This is a genomic window from Cellulomonas fimi, assembly GCF_012952065.1.
Lineage (GTDB): Bacteria > Actinomycetota > Actinomycetes > Actinomycetales > Cellulomonadaceae > Pengzhenrongella > Pengzhenrongella fimi_A.
In genome coordinates, this window is record NZ_JABCJJ010000019.1 from 16,231 (window position 1) to 38,014 (window position 21,784).

Genomic DNA, 21,784 nt, shown 5'->3' on the forward strand with positions numbered 1-21,784 from the left:
CCATGACGCGACTCATCCTGCAGCGCCTCGGGCTGCTGATCCCGACACTGCTCGGTCTGTCGATCCTGCTGTTCCTGTGGGTGCGCGCTCTCCCGGGGGGGCCGGCAACGGCCCTCCTGGGGGAGCGGGCGACACCCGAGGCCGTCGAGCGGATCAACGAGCTCTACGGCTTCAGCCGCCCCCTCCACGAGCAGTACCTCGCGTGGATGGGACAGCTCCTCCAGGGGAATTTCGGTGCCTCGACCCGCACGCAGCAGCCGGTCCTGGAGGAGTTCTTCGCCCGGTTCCCGGCCACCATCGAGCTCACGGTCGTGGCGCTCGTCATCGCGGTGGGGATCGGCATCCCGCTCGGGTACGTCGCGGCCCGGCACCAGGGTCGGTTCCTCGACCAGACGACCGTGGTCGCCTCCCTGATCGGGGTCACGATCCCGGTGTTCGCGCTCGCGTTCCTGCTCAAGTACGTGTTCGCGGTGCAGCTCGGCTGGTTCCCCTCGGCGGGCCGCCTGGACCCGTCGATGGTGGCCACCCACCCGACCGGCTTCTACGTGCTCGACGGCATCCTGACGCGCGAGTGGGACGCCGCGTGGAACGCGCTCACGCACCTCGTGCTCCCGGCCATCGCCCTGGGCTCCATCCCGCTCGCCATCATCGCGCGCATCACGCGCGCCTCGGTGATCGAGGTGCAGGGCGCCGACTACGTGCGGACGGCGCGGGCCAAGGGGCTGCGACCACCCCGCCTGCGCCGTCGGGTGGTGCTGCGCAACGCGATGCTGCCGGTCGCGACCACGATCGGTCTGCAGGTCGGTCTGCTGCTCTCCGGAGCGGTCCTCACCGAGACGGTGTTCGCGTTCAACGGCATCGGGAGCTACCTCGCCAACGCCATCTTCAACCTGGACTACGCCGTGCTGCAGGCCTTCATCCTCTTCATCGCGATCGCGTACACGCTGGTGAACCTCGCGGTGGACGTCTCGTACGGCCTCATCGATCCCCGGATGCGTGTGCGATGACCGGCGACCCGAGCGCGCAGAGCGCCCTGACCGACACCGTCGTCCCGTCGGGCCGGACGAACAAGGCCGACGACGTCGGTGCGAGCCAGTGGCGCGTCGCCATGCGGCGGCTGCGTCGCAACCCGGGCGCGATCATCGGCGCCGTCATCGTGCTGGTGTTCGTCCTCGTCGCCCTGCTCGCGCCGGTCCTGGCGCCGTTCCCCGCCGAGGCGCTGCCCGGCCGCGCCGAGATCCGCCCGACCTTCATCCCCGGGCCGTCCGACGCCTACCCGCTCGGTCTCGACCGGTACGGCGGCGACCTGCTGAGCAAGCTGATCTGGGGAGCGCGCGCCTCGTTGCTGATCGGCGTCCTCTCGACCGTCATCGGGCTGCTCGGCGGCATGCTCCTCGGTCTGCTGGCCGGCGCGTTCGGCGGGTGGATCGACACCGCGGTGATGCGACTGGTCGACCTCATGCTCTCGGTGCCGTCGCTGCTGCTCGCCGTGTCGATCGCTGCGGTCATCGGACAGTCGCCGCGCGCGATCGTCATCGCGATCGGCGTCGTGCAGATCCCGATCTTCGCCCGGCTCCTGCGTGGCTCGATGCTGGCGCAGCGCGGCCTCGACTACGTGCTCGCCGCGAGCTCGCTCGGGCTCAGCCGGCGCACGGTCACGATGAGCCACGTGCTGCCGAACAGCCTCGGCCCCGTCATCGTCCAGGCCACGCTCATGCTCGCGACCGCCGTGATCGAGGCGGCCGGCCTGTCGTTCCTCGGGCTCGGCGGAGGGGCGCCGACGACGGCGGAGTGGGGCCGCATGCTCGCTCAGGCCCAGAACGAGCTCGAGGTGGCGCCGCGGCTCGCCTTCCTGCCAGGCGCGTGCATCGCGATCACCGCGCTCGGCTTCACGCTGTTCGGCGAGGCGCTGCGCGAGGCGCTCGACCCCAAGACCAGGAAGAGGTGACGCTCGTGACGGGTTCCCCGCTGCTCAGCCTGCGCGACGTCGAGGTGACGTTCACGACCGAGGCGGGCTCGCTGCCGGCCGCGCGCGGCGTGTCGTTCGACGTGCACCCGGGCGAGACGGTCGCCATCGTGGGGGAGTCCGGGTCGGGGAAGTCGACCACCGCCGCGGCGGTGATCGGCCTGCTGGCCGAGAACGGCGCAGTCACCCGCGGGCAGATCCTCTTCGACGGCCAGGATCTCGCGGCGCTGCCCCACTCGGCGACGTCCCGCCTGCGCGGCAGCGACATCGGGATGGTGCCCCAGGACCCGATGTCGAACCTCAACCCCGTCATGCGCGTCGGCGACCAGATCGTCGAGGCGCTCGAGGACAACGGCGTCGCCCGGGGGGCCGCCGCCCGCCGTCGCGCGGTCGAGCTGCTCGAGGAGGCCGGCCTGCCCGACGCCGAGCGGCGCGCGCGCCAGTACCCGCACGAGTTCTCCGGCGGGATGCGCCAGCGCGCGCTCATCGCGATGGGGCTCTCGTGCCGGCCGCGCCTGCTGATCGCCGACGAGCCGACCTCGGCGCTCGACGTGACCGTGCAGCGCGTGATCCTCGACCGCCTCGACGAGCTGACCGCGGAGCTCGGGACGGCGGTCCTGCTGATCACGCACGACCTCGGCCTCGCAGCCGAGCGTGCGAGCCGGATCGTGGTGATGTACGGGGGTGAGGTCGTCGAGACGGGCCCGGCGCTCGAGCTGCTGCGCGACCCGCAGCACGAGTACACGCAGCGTCTGCTCGCGGCCGCGCCGTCGCTCGCCTCGCGCCGGATCCAGCTGGCGAAGGTGACCGGTCTCGCGGCGGTCGCCGCGCGGGACCTGCTGTCGGTCTCCCACGGGGACGGGGTCGACGCCGCGACCGAGGGGGCAGGCGGCACCCGGACCGACAGCATCATCGAGGTCTCGGGCGTCTCGAAGGTCTTCCAGCTGCGGGGCAAGGGCCTGTTCTCCCGGACCGAGGCGTTCACCGCGGTGGACGACGTGAGCTTCGTGATCCCGCGCGGGCGGACCGTCGCCATCGTGGGCGAGTCCGGCTCGGGCAAGTCCACGGTCGCCCGGATGATGCTCGACCTGATCCCGCCGACGTCGGGCTCCATCACCTTCAACGGCGAGCGCGTCGGGGGCGCGAACCGCGCGGCGGAGGTCCGGTTCCGTCGGCAGGTCCAGCCGATCTTCCAGGACCCCTACGCGTCGCTCGACCCGCTGTACTCGATCTACCGGACGATCGAGGAGCCGCTGCGGGCGCACGACTTCGGCACGGCCGCCCAGCGCCGCGAACGCGTGCACGAGCTCATGGACGACGTCGCCCTCTCGCCGACGCTCCTGCGTCGCTACCCTGCGGAGCTCTCGGGCGGGCAGCGGCAGCGGGTCGCGATCGCCCGGGCCCTCGCGCTCAACCCGGACCTCGTCGTGTGCGACGAGGCGGTCTCGGCGCTGGACGTCATCGTGCAGTCGCAGATCCTGCGCCTGCTCGCCGACCTGCAGTCGCGGCTCGGCCTCAGCTACCTGTTCATCAGCCACGACCTCGCCGTCGTGCGCCAGATCGCCGACCACGTCTGCGTCATGCAGGACGGCCGGATCGTCGAGCAGGGCACGGCGGACGACGTCTTCGACCAGCCGCAGACGCCGTACACGCAGATGCTGCTCGACGCGATCCCCGGCGCGGGCCTCGAGCTCGGCGTCGCGAGCTGACGCGGCGGCGGTGGCGCGCGCTTTGACCCCTCCTGCCCGACGCGGATAGGGTGGTCGCCGGTGTCGCACGTCCTCATGAGGGTTCGCGCACCGGAAACCACTCAGCACACTCCCTGTCCGCACTAGGCCCTGTCCGCATCGGAGCACACCACTCAATGACCATCTCCACCCCGGCGAAGTCCGCCACCCCGCAGGTCGCCGTCAACGACATCGGCTCGGCCGAGGACTTCCTCGCCGCCGTCGACGCCACGATCAAGTACTTCAACGACGGCGACATCGTCGAGGGCACCATCGTCAAGGTCGACCGCGACGAGGTCCTGCTCGACATCGGGTACAAGACCGAGGGCGTCATCCCCTCCCGCGAGCTGTCCATCAAGCACGACGTGGACCCTGGTGAGGTCGTCAAGGTCGGCGACGCGGTCGAGGCCCTTGTCCTCCAGAAGGAGGACAAGGAGGGCCGGCTCATCCTGTCCAAGAAGCGCGCCCAGTACGAGCGCGCCTGGGGCACGATCGAGAAGATCAAGGAGGAGGACGGCGTCGTCACCGGCACCGTCATCGAGGTCGTCAAGGGTGGTCTCATCCTCGACATCGGTCTGCGTGGCTTCCTGCCCGCCTCCCTCGTGGAGATGCGACGCGTGCGCGACCTCCAGCCGTACGTCGGCAAGGAGATCGAGGCGAAGATCATCGAGCTCGACAAGAACCGCAACAACGTGGTCCTGTCGCGCCGCGCGTGGCTCGAGCAGACGCAGTCGGAGGTGCGCTCGACCTTCCTCCAGACGCTGCAGAAGGGTCAGGTCCGGCCCGGCGTCGTCTCGTCGATCGTCAACTTCGGTGCCTTCGTGGACCTGGGCGGCGTCGACGGGCTCGTGCACGTCTCCGAGCTCTCCTGGAAGCACATCGACCACCCGTCCGAGGTCGTCGAGGTCGGCCAGGAGGTCACGGTCGAGGTGCTCGACGTCGACTTCGACCGTGAGCGTGTCTCCCTGTCGCTCAAGGCGACGCAGGAGGACCCGTGGCAGGCGTTCGCCCGCACCCACGCGATCGGTCAGGTCGTCCCGGGCAAGGTCACCAAGCTCGTCCCGTTCGGCGCGTTCGTGCGCGTCGAGGACGGCATCGAGGGCCTCGTGCACATCTCGGAGCTGGCCGTGCGGCACGTCGAGCTGCCCGAGCAGGTCGTCCAGGTCGGCGACGACGTGTTCGTCAAGGTCATCGACATCGACCTCGAGCGTCGCCGCATCTCGCTGTCGCTCAAGCAGGCGAACGAGGGCATCGACGCGGGCAGCGAGGACTTCGACCCCGCGCTGTACGGGATGTCGGCCGAGTACGACGAGCAGGGCAACTACAAGTACCCCGAGGGCTTCGACCCGGAGACGAACGAGTGGCTCGAGGGCTTCGACGCGCAGCGTGAGGTCTGGGAGGCGCAGTACGCCAAGGCGCACGAGCGCTGGGAGGCGCACCGCAAGCAGGTGCTCGAGGCCGCGAAGGCGGACCTCGAGGCGGCCTCCGGTGGCGGAGCGTCCGACAGCGGCGGCGCGGCGTCGTCGTACTCGTCGTCGGCCCCGGTCGAGGACGTCGCGGGCACGCTCGCCTCGGACGAGGCGCTCGCAGCGCTCCGCGAGAAGCTCACCGGGAACTGAGAGTCGGCTCGCCCGCACAGCAGCACGCCGGCGGGGCCGGGCACCTTCGGGGGCCCGGCCCCGCCGGCGTTAGGCTGCCTGGCATGTCGCACCCTGCTCCGATGCTCCCGTCCGCACCCGCCACATCGGCCGATGCCTCCGGGCGACCAGCGCGGACGAAGGTGCCGTTGCCGCCGGCCGTGCGGCACCTGACCGTCGTCGGCGTGCGCCGCGTCACGCCGCGGATGGTCCGCGTGACGCTCACGGGGGAGGAGCTCGCCGGGTACGCCGCGATCGGGCCGACCGACCACCTCAAGGTCTTCTTCCCCGACCCTGCGAGCGGCGCGCTGGTCGCACCCACGCTGGCCGACGGCGCGCTGCGGCCCCCGAGCGAGGGCCGCCCGCTGGCACGTGACTACACGCCGCGCGCGTTCCGTCCCGACGGTGCCTCGGGCGGCCCCGAGCTGGACCTCGACCTCGTCGTCCACGACGACGGCGGTCCTGCGTCCACCTGGGCCGAGCGCGCCGCACCGGGTGACCGGCTCGTGACGTTCGGCCCCAAGAGCACCAAGCCCGTCCCCGCGGGCTTCGACACCTTCCTCCTCCTGGGCGACGAGACGGCGCTGCCCTCGATCGCGCGGTGGCTCGAGCGGCTGCCGCAGGGCGCGAGGGCGCGCGTGCTCGCGGAGGTGGGCTCCGCGGAGGACTCCGCGTACCTCGACGACGTCACCCACGACGCCCAGGTGGACTGGCTGGTCCGGGACGGCGCTCCCGGCACGTCCCGCGTGCTCGACGAGGCGATCCGCGCGCACGGGCCCATCGGGGCTCGCACGTTCGTCTGGGCGGGCGGCGAGGCGGGCTCGCTCGTCGGCGTGCGGCGCCACCTGCGCCGTGTCCTCGAGCTGGCGCCGCACCAGGTCCAGGTGCAGGGGTACTGGCGCCGGGGGACCGCGGACTTCGACCACCACGCCCCGCTGGACCCGTCCGACGGCGACTGACCGACCCCGGGTGCCCGGCGGCCCCCGTCTGCCCGTTCATGCCGGGTCGGGCGGGTGCGCGTCCGGGCCCCCAGATGCGCCCGTCGTGGCGGGTGGACCAGGATGGGCCGATGCAACGCATCGGACTGACCGGCGGGATCGCAGCAGGCAAGTCGGTGGTCGCGAGCCACCTCGCCGAGCTCGGTGCGGTGGTGATCGACTACGACGAGCTCGCGCGCGCGGCGGTGCGGCCGGGGTCGGTGGGCCTCGAGGAGGTCGTCGAGGCCTTCGGGCCCGAGGTGCTCGCCGCGGACGGCTCGCTCGACCGACCGGCGCTCGCCCAGGTCGTCTTCGCCGACCCGGACGCGCTGGCGAGGCTCAACGCCGTCGTGCACCCGGAGGTCAGACGGCTGGCCGCCGAGCGCGAGGCGGCCGCGGCCGCGGGCGCCGCGGGGGCGGTCGTCGTGCACGACGTCCCCCTGCTGGTCGAGTCGGGCCTCGCGGACTCCTTCCACCTGCGCGTGGTGGTGCAGGCGCCGCCGGGGATCCGGATCCGGCGCCTCGTCGCGGAGCGCGGCCTCACCGAGGACGAGGCGCGTCAACGGGTCGACGCGCAGGCGGGGGAGGACCAGCGGCTCGCGGTCGCCGACGTCGTGCTCGACGGCACGGGCTCGGTCGAGGCGCTGCGCGCCCAGGTCGACGAGCTCTGGGGTCGGATCCAGGAGGAGCGGGTCGCCGAGGTGGACGCCGGAGCGTGAGCACCGCTCTGCGTCCGAGGACGCGTGTCCGTGGCGGGACGTACGGTTGAGGCATGCGTCCCGTCACCGACCTGCAACGGACCGTCGCGCCGTTCGAGGTCGTCTCCGAGTACACCCCGTCCGGTGACCAGCCGACGGCCATCGCCGAGCTGACGCAGCGCGTGACCGCGGGCGAGAAGGACGTGGTCCTGCTGGGAGCGACGGGCACCGGGAAGTCGGCGACGACGGCGTGGCTCATCGAGAAGCTCCAGCGCCCGACCCTCGTCATGGCGCCCAACAAGACGCTCGCAGCGCAGCTCGCGACCGAGTTCCGGGAGCTGCTGCCCCACAACGCCGTCGAGTACTTCGTCTCGTACTACGACTACTACCAGCCCGAGGCGTACATCGCGCAGACGGACACCTACATCGAGAAGGACTCGTCGATCAACGACGAGGTCGAGCGGCTCCGTCACTCGGCGACGAGCTCGCTGCTGACCCGGCGCGACGTCGTCGTGGTCGCGTCGGTCTCGTGCATCTACGGCCTGGGCACGCCGCAGGAGTACGTCGACCGGATGGTCCGGCTCGCGGTGGGGGACCAGGTCGAGCGTGACCAGCTGCTCCGCCGGTTCGTCGGGATGCAGTACACGCGCAACGACATCGCGTTCACCCGGGGGACCTTCCGCGTGCGTGGGGACACGGTCGAGATCATCCCGGTCTACGAGGAGCTCGCGATCCGGATCGAGTTCTTCGGCGACGAGATCGAGGCGATCCAGACGCTCCACCCGCTCACGGGCGAGGTCGTGCGCTCCGAGAAGGACGTGTACCTCTTCCCTGCCACCCACTACGTCGCCGGTCCCGAGCGCATGGAACGCGCGATCGGCGGGATCGAGCTCGAGCTGGCCGGGCGGCTGGACGAGCTCGAGCGCCAGAACAAGCTGCTCGAGGCCCAGCGGCTGCGCATGCGGACGACCTACGACATCGAGATGATGCGCCAGATCGGCTCGTGCTCGGGCATCGAGAACTACTCCCGGCACATCGACGGGCGCGCGCCCGGGACGGCGCCGCACACGCTGCTCGACTACTTCCCGGAGGACTTCCTCCTGGTGATCGACGAGTCCCACGTCACGGTGCCGCAGATCGGGGCGATGTACGAGGGCGACATGTCGCGCAAGCGCAACCTGGTCGACTTCGGCTTCCGACTCCCGAGCGCCATGGACAACCGCCCGCTGCGCTGGGAGGAGTTCGTGGACCGCATCGGCCAGACGGTGTACCTCTCGGCGACGCCCGGGAGCTACGAGCTGTCGATGGCCGACGGCACCGTCGAGCAGATCATCCGACCCACCGGCCTGGTCGACCCCGAGGTCGTCGTCAAGCCGACGACCGGGCAGATCGACGACCTGCTCGAGGAGATCCGCGTGCGGGTCGAGCGGAACGAGCGCGTGCTCGTCACGACCCTCACCAAGAAGATGTCCGAGGACCTGACGGACTACCTGCTCGAGAAGGACGTCCGGGTCAGGTACCTGCACTCGGAGGTCGACACGCTGCGCCGGGTCGAGCTGCTGCGCGAGCTCCGGCTCGGGCAGTTCGACGTGCTGGTCGGCATCAACCTCCTGCGGGAGGGCCTCGACCTGCCGGAGGTCTCCCTGGTCAGCATCCTGGACGCGGACAAGGAAGGCTTCCTGCGCTCCGGCACGTCGTTGATCCAGACGATCGGCCGTGCCGCGCGCAACGTGTCGGGGCAGGTCCACATGTACGCGGACAAGATCACGCCGGCGATGGCTCAGGCGATCGACGAGACCGCGCGGCGGCGCGAGAAGCAGGTCGCGTACAACCGCGCGAACGGCATCGACCCGACGCCGTTGCGCAAGAAGATCGGTGACATCACCGACATGCTGGCACGTGAGGACGTCGACACGGCCGAGCTCCTCGCCGGCGGGTACCGCAGGTCGACCCGGGGCAAGGCGCCGGTGCCCGGGCAGAAGGGTGCTCCGGCGGACGCGCGCAGCCGTCTGGCGGGTGCCGCGGCAGGTGAGCTCGCCGACCTCATCCAGGAGCTCAGCGACCAGATGCACGCGGCCGCAGCGGAGCTCCAGTTCGAGCTGGCCGCGCGGCTGCGCGACGAGATCTCGGGGCTCAAGCGCGAGCTCAGGCAGATGCAGGCCGCCACTGCGTGAACGCGCTCGACGGACGTCGGTCACTGCCGGGGCGTCGATGCCCTCCAGCACCCTCAGCAGGCGGTGACGACCGAGTACGAGCCCTCCGTGGTCTCCTTGAGCGTCGACCTCGTGGCGTCGCCCTGACCCAGGTAGGCCTGCGACCCCACGGCGTAGTAGGGGTTGTACGGGTGGACGCCGTAGCTGATCGCGCGCCCTGCGGCCTTGTGCTCGGCGTTGGTGGCCGTGCCGCAGTAGCTCTGCGGTGTGACGGGCCCGTCGACGGTGACCGTCACGGTGCTGGTCGCGGACTTCCCGGCGGCGTCGTACGCGCGGGCGGCGACGGTGCGGGTGCCGCCGTTGCCGGCGGTGTCCCACGTGAAGGCGTACGGCGCGGTCGAGTCGGTCGCGCGCACGACGCCGTCGACGAGGAGCTCGACCCGGGTCACGCCGACGTCGTCGGACGCCGTGGCGGTCACGTCGACGTCGCCCGTGACCGTGGCGCCGTCGGCCGGTGACGTGACCGAGACCGTCGGGGCCTCCTTGTCCTCGGGGCGGTCACCGTCGACGCGGCGGTTGTTGTCGAAGAAGAAGTCGGTGAGGTACGCCGGGTAGTCGATGCTGTCGGCCGAGATGTACGAGCCGCCCGTGCCTGCGCCGGCGGGCCAGTTGTGGCCGAGCCCCGTGTTCTGGATGAGCGACACGCGCGACCCCAGCGCGTCCTCGTAGAGCGTTCCCGAGCCGGCGGTGTTGTTGCCGGCGAGGGACGAGAGCGAGAAGCTCGACTTCGAGCTCGCGCCGTAGATGCTCGCCATGATCTCCGCGTTCAGGCGGTTGTACCCGGGCGCGACGACCGTGTCGTTGTCGCCGTAGACGACCGACGTGAGCTGCGTGCTGAAGTCCGACGCGTTCGAGCCCGCGAACGTGGTGCAGGTGCGCCTGCCCTTCGCGAGGTCCGAGGCGACCGACCCGATCTGGCCCGACGTCGTCCCCACCGTGGGCCCAGCGTTGAGGCCCATGCCGGCGAAGAGGTCAGGCCGCAGGCACCCCATGACCATGGCCTGCCCGCCGCCGGACGACAGGCCCGAGACGTAGACCTGGTCGGGGTCGATGGTGAGCTCGGAGCGCCCGATGAGCGTCTCGGCGAGCTGGATCAGGTTGTCGTCGTGACGCGACGGGTTCGAGCTGCTGTGGTTCGTGTCGTAGTAGTCCCAGCAGCCGGCGATCACACCACCGTTGGGCGCGTCCGGGGCGGCGACGACCATGCCGTACGCGTCCGCCGTCGCGGTCCAGTTGCCGCTCGTCGCCAGGGCCGACGCGGTCTGGATGCAGCCGTGCAGCGTGATCATGAGCGCCCGCTGGCCGTCGAGGACCGGCGCCGAGCGCGGGACGTAGAGCTTCACGTTCATCCCGGCGGTGCTCTCCGAGCTCCAGCCCGCGGCGCTTCCTCCGCCTGCGCCGCCGCACCCGGGAAGCGTCTCGAACCCTGGGGGACACGCGAGCGCCGCCGCGGGCGCCAGCGCTGCCGGAACCAGCGCGAGCGCCAGCGCGGCCCCGAGCGCCGACAAGGCGCGTGCGGACAGGGCGCGTGAGGACGAGGCGCGTGCGGACGAGGCGCGTGCGGACGACGAGCGGGTGGTGGCGCGTGCACGTGCTCTGGACATCGTCACCAGGCCTTTCGGTGGACCGCGCCCGGACTGCACCGTCCGGACCATCCGGACGACGGTGTCCGAATCGTCGACCACCGTAAACCGCCGTGATGTCCCCCACAAGCGGAACCTGATAGGCGATTCAGTTCTCAGCAATGCCGCGGGCCTCGGCGCTGCAGCGGTCGTCGGGATAGCGTCGGGGCGTCGTCGACCCACCGGAGGTCCCCGTGCGTGATCGCTCTACCACCTCGTCGTCGTCCCCGCCGTCGGGCCCCCGGGCGGGCTCCGAGCAGGTGAGGCGGCCACTCCTCAGCGAGGCGCTGCTCGACACGATCCGGTCCCGCGCAGGCGGGTACGACGCGTCGAACACGTTCCCGCACGAGGACCTCGCCGACCTGACGGCCGCGGGTTACCTGCGCGCCTTCGTGCCCGTGGAGCGCGGTGGGGCCGGGCTGACGCTGCGGGAGGTCGCGCGCGAGCAGATGCGGCTCGCGGCCGCGGCGCCGGCGACGGCCCTCGCCGTCAACATGCACCTCGTCGTCACGGGCCTCGCGGCGATCCAGGCCGACCGCGGCGAGACCGCCCTGGACTTCGTGCTCGACGACGCCGCCCGCGGCGAGGTCTACGCCTTCGGGAACTCCGAGGCGGGCAACGACCTGGTCATGTTCGACTCGCGGACGCGGGCCGAGCCGCAGGCGGACGGCTCCTACCGGTACACGGGCACCAAGATCTTCACGTCGCTCTCACCGGTGTGGACGCGGCTCGCGACGTTCGGCCGCGACGACACGGACCCGGACGCGCCCCTCCTGGTCCACGCGGTCGTGGCGCGCGACGCCGAGGGGATCGAGGTGCTGGACGACTGGGACGTGCTCGGCATGCGCGCCACGCAGAGCTGCACCACGGTGCTCACGGGGGTCCGTGCTCCCGCGGACCGTGTGCACCGGCGGCTGCCGGCGGGACCGAGCGGCGACCTCTTCATGTTCTCGCTGTTCGCCGCCTTCGAGATCCTGCTCGCGGCCGTCTACACCGGTATCGGTAGGCGCGCCGTCGAGCTGGGCGTCGCGGCGTCGCACCGGCGCACGTCCATGAAGAACGGCGGCCGGACGTACGCCCAGGACCCGGACATCCGGTGGAAGGTCGCGGAGGCGGCGATCGTGCAGGACGGCGTCGAGATCCAGGTCGAGAGCCTGGCGCGCGACGTCGACGAGCTCGTCGACCACGGTCCGCTCTGGTTCCCCAAGCTCGTCGGCATCAAGGTGCGCGCGGTCGAGGGCGCCCGCTACGTCGTCGACCAGGCGCTACGGGTCTCGGGCGGGGCGTCGTACGGGTCCTCGGGCGAGCTCGGCCGGCTGTACCGCGACGTGCTCGCCGGGATCTTCCACCCGTCCGACGAGGAGTCGGCGCACGCCACCGTCGCGAACGCCTACCTGGGCCCGCTCGAGCGCTGAGCCGCGGGCCGTGGCCGGCGGCGGCTCGGGCCCTCACCAGCCGCGCGCCTCCCACTCGTCGAGGTGCGCCCGCTCCGCGCCGAGCGTGGTGTCCGCACCGTGCCCGGGGTAGACCCACGTCGCGTCGTCGAACCGCGCGAACAGTCGGCTCCGGACGTCGGCGAGCAGCGTCGCGAAGCGGCTCGAGTCACCCTGCGTGCTGCCGACGCCGCCGGGGAAGAGCGAGTCGCCGGTGAACACGTGCGCGCGCCCGGGGACCGCGTCCGGGGTCCCCGGCCCCCCGGTCGGCCGCCGCTCGGGCTCGCGGTAGACGAGCGCGACGGAGCCTGGCGTGTGCCCCCGCAGGCCGACGACGTCGAGCGTGACGTGCCCGACGGTCAGCACGTCGCCGTGCGCGAGCGGACGTGACGTGGGCACCGGGATCCCCGCCACGTCGTCCGCCCCGGCCGCGGTGCGAGCGCCGGTGACCGCCACGACGGCGGCGAGGGCGCCGTGGTGGTCCGGATGGCGGTGCGTCGTGACGACTGCGTCGAGCCGGGCCGAGCGCGATCCGGCGCGGACGAGGTCGAGCAGGCGGTCGGGCTCGGCCGCCGCGTCGACCAGGAGCTGGGCGCCGCTCGCACGGCAGGTGACGAGGTAGGCGTTGTTGTCCATCGGCCCGACGGAGAGCTTGCGGACCACGACCTCGTCGAGCTCGCGGACCGCGGTGGCGCCGCCGACGACGGTCCCGGTGTAGGTCACGTGACGCACCTCGCGTTCGAACAGATGTACGTTCCGGGCGATCCGCCGTACCATGAACCAGTGAATGATCGACTGGTGGTCCAGGGTGCCCGAGAGCACAACCTACGCAACGTGGATCTCGATCTCCCCCGGGACGGGCTGATCGTCTTCACCGGCCTCTCCGGCTCCGGGAAGTCCTCCCTCGCCTTCGACACCATCTTCGCGGAGGGCCAGCGGCGCTACGTCGAGTCGCTCTCGTCGTACGCCCGACAGTTCCTCGGCCAGATGGACAAGCCGGACGTCGACTTCATCGAGGGGCTCTCGCCCGCGGTGTCGATCGACCAGAAGTCGACGAACCGCAACCCGCGCTCGACCGTCGGCACGATCACCGAGGTCTACGACTACCTGCGCCTGCTCTTCGCGCGGGCCGGGACCCAGCACTGCCCGGTGTGCGGCGAGCGGGTGACCGCGCAGACTCCGCAGCAGATCGTCGACCGGCTGCTCGAGCTGCCCGAGGGCACCCGGTACCAGGTGCTCGCGCCCGTGGTCCGCGGCCGCAAGGGAGAGTACGCGGACATGTTCCGGGAGCTCCAGAGCAAGGGCTTCGCCCGCGTCCGGGTCGACGGCGAGGTGGCGCAGCTGACCGAGCCGCCGACGCTCGAGAAGAAGCTCAAGCACGACATCGAGGTGGTGGTCGACCGGCTCGTGGCCCGCGAGGGGGTGCGCCGCCGGCTCACCGACTCGGTCGAGACCGCGCTCGGGCTGGCCGGGGGTCTGGTGGTGGTCGAGCTGGTCGACGCCGACGCCGACGACCCGCAGCGGGAACGCCGCTTCTCCGAGCACCGCGCGTGCCCGAACGACCACCAGCTCACGCTGGAGGAGATCGAGCCGCGCACGTTCTCGTTCAACGCGCCGTACGGGGCGTGCCCGGAGTGCACAGGGATCGGGAGCCGGCTCGAGGTGGACCCCGATCTGATCGTCCCCGATCACGACCTCTCCCTCGCCGAGGGCGCCGTCGCCCCGTGGGCCCAGACCTCGGCCGAGTACTTCACCCGCGTCCTGTCCGCGCTCGCGAAGGACCTGGGCTTCTCGATGGACGTGCCCTGGCGCGCGCTCCCGCAGCGGGCGCAGGAGGCGGTGCTCTTCGGCCAGGACCACGAGGTCAAGGTCCGGTACAAGAACCGGTGGGGCCGCGAGCGGCAGTACTCGACCGGGTTCGAGGGCGCCATCACGTTCGTGGAGCGCCGTCACAAGGAGACCGAGTCCGACTGGAGCAAGGAGCGGTACGAGGGCTTCATGCGGGAGGTCCCGTGCCCCGTGTGCAGGGGCGCGCGGCTGAAGCCCGAGGTGCTGGCGGTCAAGGTCGGCGGGTCCTCGATCGCCGAGGTGTGTGCGCTCCCGATCCGCGAGGCACGCGCCTTCCTCGACCGGCTCGACCTCGGCGAGCGCGAGCGTGCGATCGCGCAGCAGGTGCTCAAGGAGATCCAGGCGCGCCTGGGCTTCCTCCTCGACGTCGGGCTCGACTACCTCTCGCTCGAGCGTCCCGCCGGCACCCTCTCGGGCGGTGAGGCGCAGCGGATCCGGCTCGCCACGCAGATCGGCTCCGGACTGGTCGGGGTGCTCTACGTGCTCGACGAGCCGAGCATCGGGCTGCACCAGCGGGACAACCGACGACTGATCGACACCCTCACCCGGCTCCGCGACCTGGGGAACACCCTCATCGTCGTCGAGCACGACGAGGACACGATCACGGCGGCGGACTGGATCGTCGACATCGGTCCGGGCGCGGGGGAGCACGGGGGGCGGGTCGTCCACTCGGGCGACCTCGCCGGCCTGCTCGCGTCGAAGGAGTCGGTCACCGGCGCCTACCTCTCGGGTCGGCGCTCGATCCCGATGCCCGCGGTCCGGCGTCCCGTGGACCCGAGCCGGCAGCTCAAGGTCATCGGCGCGAAGGAGCACAACCTCACCGGGATCGACGTGTCGTTCCCGCTCGGGGTGCTGACCGCGGTCACCGGGGTCTCCGGCTCCGGGAAGTCCACGCTCGTGAACTCGATCCTGTACACGGTGCTCGCCAACGAGCTCAACGGTGCACGTCAGGTTGCCGGCCGGCACAAGCGGGTCACCGGCACGGAGCACCTGGACAAGGTCGTGCACGTCGACCAGGGCCCGATCGGCCGCACCCCGCGGTCCAACCCCGCCACGTACACCGGGGTGTGGGACCACGTCCGCAAGCTCTTCGCCGAGACGACCGAGGCCAAGGTCCGCGGGTACACCCCGGGACGGTTCTCGTTCAACGTCAAGGGCGGTCGCTGCGAGGCGTGCTCGGGGGACGGCACGCTCAAGATCGAGATGAACTTCCTCCCCGACGTCTACGTCCCGTGCGAGGTGTGCCACGGCGCGCGGTACAACCGCGAGACGCTCGAGGTGCACTTCAAGGGCAAGACGGTCGCCGAGGTGCTCGACATGCCGATCGAGGAGGCGGCGCAGTTCTTCGCGGCCGTCCCGAAGATCTCGCGCTACCTCCACACCCTGGTCGACGTCGGGCTGGGCTACGTACGGCTCGGCCAGCCGGCGCCCACGCTCTCCGGGGGCGAGGCGCAGCGTGTCAAGCTCGCCGCGGAGCTGCAGCGGCGCTCCTTCGGCCGCACCGCGTACGTCCTCGACGAGCCGACCACCGGGCTCCACTTCGAGGACATCCGCAAGCTGCTCGGCGTGCTCCAGTCGCTCGTCGACAAGGGCAACACGGTGCTCGTCATCGAGCACAACCTCGACGTCATCAAGAACGCCGACTGGGTGATCGACATGGGGCCCGAGGGCGGCAGCGGCGGCGGTCGGGTCGTCGCGGAGGGCACCCCGGAGCGGGTCGCGGCCGCCGAGGGCAGCCACACCGGGCGGTTCCTCGCGGAGGCGCTCCAGGCGGGACCTGCCGTGGCGCAGCCGAGGCGGACCGGGAAGGCGGCGTCGAACGGCGCCTCGCAGGGCGACGGCGTGCGGTCCGCTGCTCCGAAGGCTCCCGCGCGGAGCGCGAAGGCGCGGGCGGCCGCCAAGGCCAGCTGACGGGCTCAGGCGGTGGGCGTCACCGGCGTCGGCTCGAGCAGCACCGGGAAGTTCACCGACCGCGCGATGAAGCAGTGGTCGTGCGCCCGCTCGTGGAGCGTGCGCAGGCGCGCATCGGTCACCGGTGCCTCGGACGACGCCGGCTGCCGGACCAGGACGCGGGGGTGGAGCACGACCTCGGTGAACTGACCGGCGCCGGCGGACTCGACGCGCATCGTGCCGACGGCCTCGTCGGTGTACCCGACCACCACGACACCGTCCTGCGCGGCGAGGTGCAGGAACCACAGCATGTGGCACTGCGCGAGCGACGCGACGAACAGCTGCTCGGGGCTGTGCCGCGTCGGGTCGCCCCGGAAGACCGGGTCGGACGAGGCGGCCAGGGGCGGCCGTCCCTCGACCAGCACGTCGTGGTCGCGGCTGTACGCCGTGTAGCTCACGGTGCCGGTGGCACCGGCACCGGTCCACTCGACCCCGACGGCGTACGAGTGCAGGGCGCCCATCCGTGCACCGTACCGGGTTGGGTGGCTGACCGGCCGGGTCGCTGGTCCGACGCGTCGGCGGAACCCCTCGGCAACCCGAACTAGGCTCGTCCCCATGGCTGATCCCGCGACGTACCGCCCCGCGCCGGGGCAGGTGCCGGACTCGCCGGGGGTCTACCGGTTCCGCGACGAGCACGGCCGTGTCCTCTACGTCGGCAAGGCGAAGAACCTGCGCTCGCGTCTCGGCAGCTACTTCCAGGACCTCGCGGCGCTGCACCCGCGCACCCAGTCGATGGTCACGTCGGCGGCGTCGGTCGAGTGGACGGTCGTGGGCACAGAGGTCGAGGCGCTCGCGCTCGAGTACTCGTGGATCAAGGAGTTCGACCCCCGGTTCAACGTCAAGTACCGCGACGACAAGTCGTACCCCTACCTGGCCGTGACGCTGGCCGACACGTTCCCCCGCGTCCAGGTCATGCGCGGGGCCAAGCGTCCGGGCACCCGGTACTTCGGCCCGTACGCGCACGCGTGGGCGATCCGCGAGACGGTCGACCTGCTGCTGCGGGTCTTCCCGGTGCGCACGTGCTCGGCGGGCGTGTTCAAGCGGGCCCACCAGCAGGGCCGGCCGTGCCTGCTCGGGTACATCGACAAGTGCTCGGCGCCGTGCGTGGGCCGCATCTCGCCCGAGGACCACCACGCGCTCGCCGAGGACTTCTGCGCGTTCATGGCGGGCGACACCGCCCGCTTCACCCGGCGGCTCACCGAGCGCATGCGCGAGGCCGCCGCGAGCCTCGACTACGAGCAGGCCGCCCGCCTGCGCGACGACATCGGTGCGCTCGAGCGCGCGACCGAGAAGAACGCCGTCGTGCTCAAGGACGGCACCGACGCCGACATCTTCGCGCTCGTGGGCGACGACCTCGAGGCCGCCGTGCAGGTCTTCCACGTGCGTGACGGACGGATCCGCGGCCAGCGCGGCTGGGTCGTCGAGAAGGTCGAGGACGTGACCGACGGCGAGCTCGTCGAGCACCTCCTCCAGCAGGTCTACGGCGCGGAGGAGGCCGCGCTCGGGCGGGCGGGCTCCCGCTCGCGCGGTGAGCCGGCTGCCCGGTCGCTCGCAGGCTCGGGTGCCGTTCCGCGCGAGGTGCTGGTCCCGGTGCTGCCGCCGGACGTCGCGCAGCTGGGTGAGTGGCTCGCGGGGCTACGCGGGAGCCGCGTCGACATCCGGGTGCCGCAGCGCGGCGACAAGCGTGAGCTCGCGGAGACGGTGCGACGCAACGCCGAGCACGCGCTCGCGCTGCACCGCACCAAGCGTGCCGGCGACCTCACCACGCGGAGCCAGGCGCTCCGCGAGATCCAGGAGGCGCTCGGCCTGACGAGCGCGCCGCTGCGGATCGAGTGCTACGACATCTCGACGACGCAGGGCACCCACCAGATGGCCTCGATGGTCGTCTTCGAGGACGGCCTGCCGCGCAAGAGCGAGTACCGCACGTTCGCCGTCCGCGGGGCCGACGGGACCGGCGCGCGCGACGACACGGCCGCGATGCACGAGGTCATCACCCGCCGCTTCCGCCGCTACCTCGCCGAGCAGTCCGAGTCGGGGGACCTGGAGCTCGACGGCGGGCCGGGAGAGGCGCGGAGCCCCGGGACGAGCGGTGCGGTGCCGCCCGAGGTCGGTGGCCGCCCGTCGAGGTTCGCGTACCCGCCCCACCTCGTCGTCGTCGACGGCGGCCCGCCCCAGGTGGCCGCGGCGGCGCGCGCGCTCGCGGAGCTGGGGGTGGACGACGTCGCGCTGTGCGGTCTCGCGAAACGGCTCGAGGAGGTCTGGCTGCCGGGCGAGGACTACCCGGTGATCCTCGAGCGCAGCTCGGAGGGCCTGTACCTGCTCCAGCGCGTGCGCGACGAGGCGCACCGGTTCGCGATCACGGCGCACCGCAGGCGCCGGAGCAAGGCCATGACGGTGTCGGCGCTCGACGACGTCCCGGGGCTCGGGCCCGCCCGGTCCCGGGCGCTGCTGACCCACTTCGGGTCGCTCAAGCGGCTCCGGGCGGCGTCGGTCGAGGAGATCGCCTCCGTACCGGGGATGGGGGAGCGCACCGCGGCGGCCGTGGTCGCCGCGCTGGGCGGGACACCGGCGGCGACGGGTCCGGACGCCGATCGGCGCGAGGTGCCTGGCATGCTGGAGGCATGACCGGAGAACCCGACCCGATCACCGTTCCCCAAGGCATCCCCGCGCTCGAGGCGACCACCCCGGCGCCGCGGCTCAGCGCGGCCCAGGTCCTCATCATCACCGGCATGTCCGGCGCGGGCCGCACGCGCGCCGCCGCGGTGCTCGAGGACCTCGACTGGTACGTCGTCGACAACCTGCCTGCGCAGATGCTCACGCCGCTCGTCGGGATGATGCAGCGTGGCGCCCCCGGCGGTGGCGTGCAGCGGCTCGCGGCGGTCGTGGACGCGCGCGGGGGCGAGTTCTTCGCGGACCTCGCGCAGGTCCTGACGTCGCTGCGGCAGGCGGGGACCGACTACCGGATCCTCTTCCTCGACGCCTCGGACGAGGTGCTGGTCCGCCGGTACGAGAGCGTCCGCCGACCGCACCCCCTCCAGGGGGACGGCCGGATCCTCGACGGCATCGGCGCCGAGCGCATGCTCCTCGAGCACATCAAGGAACAGGCCGACGTGCTGATCGACACGTCGGAGCTCAACGTCCACGACCTCGCGCGGGAGGTGCGCGCCGTCGTCGCGGGCGCCGCCGACACCGCCCTGCGCATCAACGTCATCTCCTTCGGGTTCAAGTACGGCATCCCGCTCGACGCCGACCACGTCGTCGACGTCCGGTTCCTCGCCAACCCGTACTGGGTCTCGGAGCTGCGGCACCTCTCGGGCCGCGACGCCCCGGTGCGCGACTACGTGCTCAACCTGCCCGGCGCGCAGGTCTTCATCGAGCGGTACGTCGCCGCGCTCGAGCCCGTGCTCGCCGGCTACCTGCAGGAGGAGAAGCGGTACGTCACCATCGCCGTCGGGTGCACGGGCGGCAAGCACCGGTCGGTGGCCGTCAGCGAGGTGATCGGCGCCGAGCTCCGTGCGCGTGGTCAGCACGTGATCGTCGGCGCGCGCGACCTCGGCAAGGAGTAGCGCGTGCCCGGCAGCCAGGGCCTCGGGCCCGCGGTCGTCGCGCTGGGCGGCGGGCACGGACTCTCCGCGACCCTCTCGGCCCTGCGGCTGATGTCGGAGCGCCTGACGGCCGTCGTCACGGTGGCCGACGACGGCGGGTCCTCGGGCCGGCTCCGCAGCGAGCTCGGGGTGCTGCCGCCGGGCGACCTGCGGATGGCCCTCGCGGCGCTGTGCGACGACTCCGAGTGGGGCCGCACGTGGCGCGACCTCCTCCAGCACCGCTTCCGCTCGAGCGGCGACCTCGACCAGCATGCGGTGGGCAACCTGCTGATCGTCGCGCTCTGGGAGCAGCTCGGCGACACGGTCACCGGGCTGGACTGGGTGGGCCGCCTGCTCGGGGCTCGCGGCCGCGTGCTCCCGATGGCGGCGGTCCCGCTCGAGATCGAGGCCGACGTCGTCACGACGGTCGGGGCGGAGGGTGGGCGCGAGCGCGTCGTCCGCGGGCAGAGCTCGGTCGCCGTCGCGGACGGACGGATCACGCAGATCCGGCTGCTGCCGCCCGACCCGCCCGCCTGCCCGGAGGCGGTGGCGGCCGTCGAGTCGGCCGACTGGGTGATCCTCGGGCCGGGCTCCTGGTACACCTCGGTGCTGCCGCACCTCCTGGTCCCCGAGCTGGCGGCGGCGCTCCACCGGACCCCGGCCCGGCGGTGCGTGACCATGAACCTGTCGCCCGAGGAGCACGGCGAGACGGACGGGATGTCTGCGGCCGAGCACCTCGAGGTGCTGCACCGGCACGCGCCCGACCTGCGGATCGACGCCGTCGTCGCCGACCCGGGGTCCGTCGAGGAGGTCGAACCGCTGGTCAGGGCCGCGCGGGACCTCGGGGCACGCCTGCTCCTGCGCCAGGTCCGGCGTGGCGACGGGAGCGCTCGGCACGACCCGCTGCGGCTCGCCGCGGCGTACCGGGACGTGTTCGACGACTTCCTCGGGGACGTCGGGACGGCCGCGCGGTAGGTGGCAGGATGACGCCATGGCGTTGACGGCACAGGTGAAGGACGAGCTGGCTCGGCTCCATGTCGACAAGACCTCGTGCCGCAAGGCCGAGGTCGCGGCGACCCTGAGGTTCGCGGGCGGGCTGCACATCATCTCGGGACGCATCGTCATCGAGGCCGAGCTCGACACAGGGATCGCAGCGCGACGGCTGCGCCAGGCCATCGCGGAGGTGTACGGGCACCAGAGCGAGGTCATCGTCGTGTCGGCCGGCGGGATCCGGCGCAGCAGCCGGTACGTCGTCCGCGTCGTCAAGGACGGCGAGTCGCTCGCTCGTCAGACGGGCCTGCTCGACAACCGCGGCAGGCCGGTGCGCGGGTTGCCGCCCCAGGTCGTCTCGGGCGGGGTCGGCGAGGCGGAGGCGGCGTGGCGCGGAGCGTTCCTCGCGCACGGCTCGCTCACCGAGCCGGGCCGTGCGTCGTCGCTCGAGATCACCTGTCCGGGACCTGAGGCGGCCCTCGCGCTGGTGGGCGCCGCGCGGCGGCTCTCGATCACGGCGAAGGCCCGGGAGGTGCGCGGGGTCGATCGCGTGGTGATCCGCGACGGTGACGCGATCAGCGCCATGCTCACGCGCCTCGGCGCGCACGACGCGATGATGGTCTGGGAGGAGCGCCGCCTGCGTCGCGAGGTGCGCGGTACGGCGAACCGGCTCGCCAACTTCGACGACGCGAACCTGCGGCGGTCCGCGCGCGCCGCGGTGGCTGCGGGGGCGCGCGTCGAACGCGCGTTCGAGATCCTCGGGCCGGACCTCCCCGAGCACCTGCGCGTCGCGGGCGAGCTCCGGCTCGCGCACAAGCAGGCGTCGCTCGAGGAGCTCGGCAAGCTGGCCGACCCGGTGCTCACGAAGGATGCCGTCGCGGGCCGGATCCGGCGGCTGCTCGCCACCGCCGACAAGCGCGCCACCGAGCTCGGCATCCCCGACACGGAGGCCGGGCTGAGCCCCGATCTGCTCGACCTCTAGCGCGTCGCCAGGGGCCTTCCCGCATGACGAACGTCCCCTGCGACCCCTCCGAGCGGGGTATAGGCTCGAACCATCCGGCAGTCCTGAGCGGGTCGACGACGCGCCAGGGCACCGCCGGAGACGCACAGCGGCGTGCGTGATCGAATGCCATGGCAAC

16 protein-coding genes are annotated in these 21,784 nt (G+C 72.2%); 13 read left to right on the forward strand and 3 right to left on the reverse strand.

What is annotated here, in order from left to right:
• The first annotated feature begins 2 nt into the window (after positions 1-2).
• The 7 genes from HIR71_RS11865 to uvrB all read left to right on the forward strand — a co-directional run bounded on the left by HIR71_RS11865 (position 3) and on the right by uvrB (position 9,179).
• Positions 3-1,007, forward strand: coding sequence for an ABC transporter permease (locus tag HIR71_RS11865; RefSeq protein WP_169325283.1), 1,005 nt, complete (start codon positions 3-5; stop codon positions 1,005-1,007).
• Positions 1,004-1,948 carry an ABC transporter permease gene (locus tag HIR71_RS16920; protein ID WP_169325284.1) on the forward strand — a complete coding sequence of 315 codons (945 nt, stop codon included), beginning with the start codon at positions 1,004-1,006 and terminating at the stop codon, positions 1,946-1,948. Before HIR71_RS11865 ends, HIR71_RS16920 begins: the two co-directional genes overlap by 4 nt.
• A gap of 5 nt (positions 1,949-1,953) precedes the next feature.
• Positions 1,954-3,675 (forward strand): dipeptide ABC transporter ATP-binding protein, encoded by a 1,722-nt coding sequence (locus HIR71_RS11875; protein ID WP_311836249.1) that lies wholly within the window; start codon positions 1,954-1,956, stop codon positions 3,673-3,675.
• A gap of 155 nt (positions 3,676-3,830) precedes the next feature.
• The gene (gene rpsA / locus HIR71_RS11880; RefSeq protein ID WP_169325286.1) at positions 3,831-5,312 is read left to right on the forward strand and encodes a 30S ribosomal protein S1; all 1,482 of its coding nucleotides are present in this window, start codon (positions 3,831-3,833) and stop codon (positions 5,310-5,312) included.
• An 83-nt stretch (positions 5,313-5,395) separates the two neighbouring features.
• The gene (locus HIR71_RS11885) at positions 5,396-6,289 is read left to right on the forward strand and encodes a siderophore-interacting protein (RefSeq protein ID WP_169325287.1); all 894 of its coding nucleotides are present in this window, start codon (positions 5,396-5,398) and stop codon (positions 6,287-6,289) included.
• Between the two features lie 110 nt (positions 6,290-6,399).
• Positions 6,400-7,026: a dephospho-CoA kinase gene (coaE, locus tag HIR71_RS11890; protein WP_169325288.1), complete on the forward strand. Its 627-nt coding sequence runs from the start codon at positions 6,400-6,402 to the stop codon at positions 7,024-7,026.
• A 53-nt stretch (positions 7,027-7,079) separates the two neighbouring features.
• Positions 7,080-9,179, forward strand: coding sequence for an excinuclease ABC subunit UvrB (gene uvrB / locus HIR71_RS11895; RefSeq protein WP_169325289.1), 2,100 nt, complete (start codon positions 7,080-7,082; stop codon positions 9,177-9,179).
• 53 nt (positions 9,180-9,232) lie between these two features.
• Here uvrB and HIR71_RS11900 read toward each other — a convergent pair whose 3' ends face one another.
• The gene (locus HIR71_RS11900) at positions 9,233-10,567 is read right to left on the reverse strand and encodes an extracellular catalytic domain type 1 short-chain-length polyhydroxyalkanoate depolymerase (protein ID WP_249051820.1); all 1,335 of its coding nucleotides are present in this window, start codon (positions 10,565-10,567) and stop codon (positions 9,233-9,235) included.
• A gap of 533 nt (positions 10,568-11,100) precedes the next feature.
• Here HIR71_RS11900 and HIR71_RS11905 point away from each other — a divergent pair.
• Positions 11,101-12,255: an acyl-CoA dehydrogenase family protein gene (locus HIR71_RS11905; RefSeq protein WP_169325291.1), complete on the forward strand. Its 1,155-nt coding sequence runs from the start codon at positions 11,101-11,103 to the stop codon at positions 12,253-12,255.
• Between the two features lie 33 nt (positions 12,256-12,288).
• Here the strand turns inward: HIR71_RS11905 and HIR71_RS11910 are convergent, their stop codons facing one another.
• Positions 12,289-12,996, reverse strand: a complete 708-nt coding sequence (locus tag HIR71_RS11910) for an MBL fold metallo-hydrolase (protein ID WP_169325292.1) — start codon at positions 12,994-12,996, stop codon at positions 12,289-12,291.
• A 24-nt stretch (positions 12,997-13,020) separates the two neighbouring features.
• On the opposite strand from HIR71_RS11910, the gene uvrA reads away from it, so the two are divergent.
• Positions 13,021-16,032, forward strand: a complete 3,012-nt coding sequence (gene uvrA / locus HIR71_RS11915; RefSeq protein WP_169325313.1) for an excinuclease ABC subunit UvrA — start codon at positions 13,021-13,023, stop codon at positions 16,030-16,032.
• Between the two features lie 5 nt (positions 16,033-16,037).
• Here the strand turns inward: uvrA and HIR71_RS11920 are convergent, their stop codons facing one another.
• The gene (locus tag HIR71_RS11920; protein WP_169325293.1) at positions 16,038-16,532 is read right to left on the reverse strand and encodes an OsmC family protein; all 495 of its coding nucleotides are present in this window, start codon (positions 16,530-16,532) and stop codon (positions 16,038-16,040) included.
• A gap of 94 nt (positions 16,533-16,626) precedes the next feature.
• Between HIR71_RS11920 and uvrC the strand changes: the two genes are divergently transcribed.
• The 4 genes from uvrC to whiA are packed head-to-tail and all read left to right on the forward strand — an operon-like array spanning position 16,627 to position 21,627.
• Entirely contained in the window at positions 16,627-18,696 is a 2,070-nt protein-coding gene (gene uvrC / locus HIR71_RS11925) for an excinuclease ABC subunit UvrC (protein ID WP_169325294.1), read from the forward strand.
• Entirely contained in the window at positions 18,693-19,637 is a 945-nt protein-coding gene (gene rapZ / locus HIR71_RS11930) for an RNase adapter RapZ (RefSeq protein ID WP_169325295.1), read from the forward strand. Before uvrC ends, rapZ begins: the two co-directional genes overlap by 4 nt.
• Before the next feature lie 3 nt (positions 19,638-19,640).
• Positions 19,641-20,630, forward strand: a complete 990-nt coding sequence (locus HIR71_RS11935) for a gluconeogenesis factor YvcK family protein (protein WP_169325296.1) — start codon at positions 19,641-19,643, stop codon at positions 20,628-20,630.
• Positions 20,631-20,646: 16 nt separating this feature from the next.
• Entirely contained in the window at positions 20,647-21,627 is a 981-nt protein-coding gene (gene whiA, locus HIR71_RS11940) for a DNA-binding protein WhiA (RefSeq protein WP_169325297.1), read from the forward strand.
• Positions 21,628-21,784 lie beyond the last annotated feature (157 nt).